Raw genomic sequence first — 3,203 nt, 5'->3', positions numbered from 1 at the left:
TACTTCTTGCCACCGTACAGCCCGGAGCTCAATCGCATCGAGAAGCTCTGGCACAAGATGAAATACGAGTGGCTGGCCTTCAAGGCCCGCGACACCCGAACCCTTGAGGCTGATGTCGATGTAATCCTTCAGGGATTCGGGCCAGACTACAGATTCACTTTTTGTTGAGAGCTTAGCCGTGGGAGTGACGAAACGCTGACGGCGTTGTGGAAACGCCGGCACCGTCTGGCACGCTACCGCCCCCGTAACGTCAAGCCGCCTGGCGTATCGACTCGCCCTGCTCGCCGCCGAGCGCCTCGACGATGTCGGCCAGCATTCGGCCCAATTCGCCGGCCATCAGCGTCACGTCCGACTCAAAGCGTTCGTCATCATTTTGTGCGGTAGGATCCGCCGCTTCCTTGATGACGTCGAGCGGCGTGACGCGTTTGATGATCAGCGATGGCGTCAGCACGAAGGAAACCCGGTCGTTCCAGGTCATCGCCAGCCGCATGCATTGTTTGCCTGCCTCGATGTGACGCCGAATATCATCCGCGTCCAATGCGTGCCCGACGTACCGCACCATAGCGTTACCCTCCCCGCTCGAACACAGCTCCGTTTCCTGATCGAGCGTGAAACCGGCCGGCGCTTCGCCTGAAATCAACCAGTTAGTCATCGCGACAACGGGCGATTGCGCCACGCGCAAGCTTGCGAGCGGCAACTGATCGATCGATTTGATGAGCAGCGCCCGTACGTCATCGGCGACTGCCTGTGCAGCCGCATCGATCACGAGCCACCCGTTCACGGTATCGATCCACACCCGAGTATCGCGGCGAATGCTGAACGCGCGCGGCAACAGCTCATCGGTGACCTGCTCCTTCAGTTCGCGCAGCTGTTTGCGGCCCGGCTTGAAGCCTTGCTGCTCCTCAACTTCCTGCGCGCGTGCCTTGGTCACTTGGTTGACCACCGAGGCAGGCAGCAGTTTCTTTTCAGATCGAAAGACAAGCTGCATCTGGCGGTGGGTCGAATAGACGAGCGCGCCATCGTCACGGGGTGAGGCCCATCCGTGGCGCTGCATCTCGAGGCTGCTGCCCGGCTGAAACGCGTGCGGCGCCAACCATTGTTCCATCTGCTCGGCGGTAATGGAGCAAGGGGCCGGAATACGATGAATCTGAAGATTTTTGAACCACATAAGAGTCTGAACGGGCAAAGCGCGCCATTCTATCTGACGACGGTGTCAGCGCGCCGCCCCCTCTACACGCGGCATGACCGATGGACAACGCAATGAGGGAATGTCCGTCATAGGTGCCATCGGGATCGTCAGGTTCCCATCGCCGGCAGGTAAAATCAGGTTCTTAGGTTCCGGAAGCTGCAACCATGTCGAAATTGTCGTCCAACGACCTCCGAATGATGGCGCCCCTGTCCGACGAAGAGCAAGATGAGCTCGACCAGTTTCTGCTGTCGGATGCAACATCTGATGAAACGATGACGCTCGATATGCTGGACGGGTATCTGACGGCGATCGCAATCGGGCCAAAGAGCTTGCAGCTAAGCGACTGGCTGCATGGTCTGTGGGGGCCGGCAGAGGAGGACGCACCTCATTTCGAGACGATGGATCAGGCCCAACACGTCATCGGTCTCATTCTGCGGCACTATAACGGGATCATCTGGAGTCTGCAGGGCGACGCCGATGCATTCGAACCGGTATGGGATACCGTCACCTACCCCGACGACCCTCACGAATACATCGAAGGTGAGCCGTGGGCGCTCGGCTTTATGCAGGGCATTGCGCTATGCCGACAAGACTGGCAGCCACTTTTCGATGATCTCCACGGTCAAGCATGGCTGCGCCCTCTCCATCTACTCGGCGCCGACGACGTTTCCCCCGAAGAAGAGGAGCTTACCCGCTGGCCTGCTCAGCGCGAGGCTTTGACAAAGCAAATCCCCTCAAGCATCGCCGCCATCTATCGCTACTGGCTCCCCTACCGAAAAGCCGTGCACGAGCGGCAAATCGCGACCACCATCCAACGGACCGAGCCGAAAATCGGTCGCAACGACCCGTGCCCCTGTGGCAGCGGCAAGAAGTTCAAGAAGTGCTGCGGTGCTGCAACAACGCTGCATTGAGCCTCGGTTGCTGCACGCGGGCACAGCCCCGCGATCAGAAGCATCCACCGATTACCGCATCCGAAGCCGAGAACTAACTGGCACGTGACCTGCAGATCGCGCTCGCCGCCACGTTGCGCTACTGCCCTGCGTATTGTCACGTTGTTGTCGGGTTGAGGGAGACGCGGCGACGATCTCGGGCATGAAACGAACCACGTTGCCGCAGCGCGCGCCGGCCACCGGCACCATTTCCTACGCCGGCTACTGTTTTCCGCCCGACTTGATCAGCTACGCGGTATGGCTTTACTACCGATTCCCGCTGAGCCTGCGCATGGCCGAGGAACTGCTGGCCGCACGTGGCATTGAACTCACGTACGAGACGGCGCGACGCTGGTCGGTGAAGTTCGGGCTGGGCATTGCCCAGCGAATCCGGTCCACCTCCCAGGCACGAGGCAACAAGCGGCACCTCGATGGAGCGGTCGTCACGATCAATGGCAGGAAGCACTGGCTGTGGAGTGCGGTGGACCAGCACGGGCGCGCGCCGCGGGTGTTGATCACCGGCAAACTCAAGGTAATCGGCTGCGCATGGCCTGGGATTGTCTGGAAGCGCCGCACCCAGCGCAGGATCGTCGTGTGCGCCAGCGAGAGACCTCGTTCCGCCATCACTTCGACGCGATCGTGCCAACTGAGCTTGTAACGCAAATACCAGCGATCACACAGAATGATCACCTCGCGGTCAAAGTGGCGGCCTGCGAACAGTTCCTCAAGGCTCCGCCATATTTACCAACGCCGTATTCGCCGAAGCCACAAACGGCCAGATGTGTGCCCGTGGTGTCAAAGAGCACCGCGTCACGACAAGTAAAAGCAGAACCACCGAGCTATTCGAGACCGATGACCTGGCAGAGACTGTTCGCACTGCTACGGTCAATTGCCACGTCGAGACGCGGGCCCCCGTTTACCAATGCGCCGCACCTGTGTATTCAGGCCAGCGACAGCGCTCTCACGAGAGTCTCATCCAGTAGTGCGCTTACAGCGGCAAACCAGTCAGCGGCTGCACTGACGCGGCGTTCGCTGCACGCCGGTAATCAGATGGCGAGACGCCAGTGTGCTCTTTGAAGAACCGC

3 protein-coding genes and 2 pseudogenes are annotated in these 3,203 nt (G+C 60.1%); 3 read left to right on the top strand and 2 right to left on the bottom strand.

Annotated features, from left to right (window positions below):
• The first annotated feature begins 6 nt into the window (after positions 1-6).
• Positions 7-168: a transposase gene (locus VMJ11_RS29190; protein WP_414694492.1), complete on the top strand. Its 162-nt coding sequence runs from the start codon at positions 7-9 to the stop codon at positions 166-168.
• Between the two features lie 82 nt (positions 169-250).
• Here VMJ11_RS29190 and VMJ11_RS29185 read toward each other — a convergent pair whose 3' ends face one another.
• Entirely contained in the window at positions 251-1,168 is a 918-nt protein-coding gene (locus tag VMJ11_RS29185) for a recombination-associated protein RdgC (RefSeq protein ID WP_325624220.1), read from the bottom strand.
• Positions 1,169-1,353: 185 nt separating this feature from the next.
• On the opposite strand from VMJ11_RS29185, the gene VMJ11_RS29180 reads away from it, so the two are divergent.
• Positions 1,354-2,100 (top strand): UPF0149 family protein, encoded by a 747-nt coding sequence (locus tag VMJ11_RS29180; protein WP_325624219.1) that lies wholly within the window; start codon positions 1,354-1,356, stop codon positions 2,098-2,100.
• Positions 2,101-2,281: 181 nt separating this feature from the next.
• A pseudogene (locus VMJ11_RS29175) lies at positions 2,282-2,635 on the top strand (IS6 family transposase); the annotation flags it as partial.
• Positions 2,636-2,682: 47 nt separating this feature from the next.
• On the opposite strand, the pseudogene VMJ11_RS29170 reads toward VMJ11_RS29175, so the two are convergent.
• Positions 2,683-2,838 (bottom strand): annotated as a pseudogene (locus tag VMJ11_RS29170) (IS6 family transposase); the annotation flags it as partial.
• Positions 2,839-3,203: the final 365 nt, after the last annotated feature.

The sequence above is a fragment of the Paraburkholderia sp. genome (assembly GCF_035501035.1).
GTDB lineage: Bacteria > Pseudomonadota > Gammaproteobacteria > Burkholderiales > Burkholderiaceae > Paraburkholderia.
This window is presented reverse-complemented; position numbering and strand designations above follow the sequence as displayed.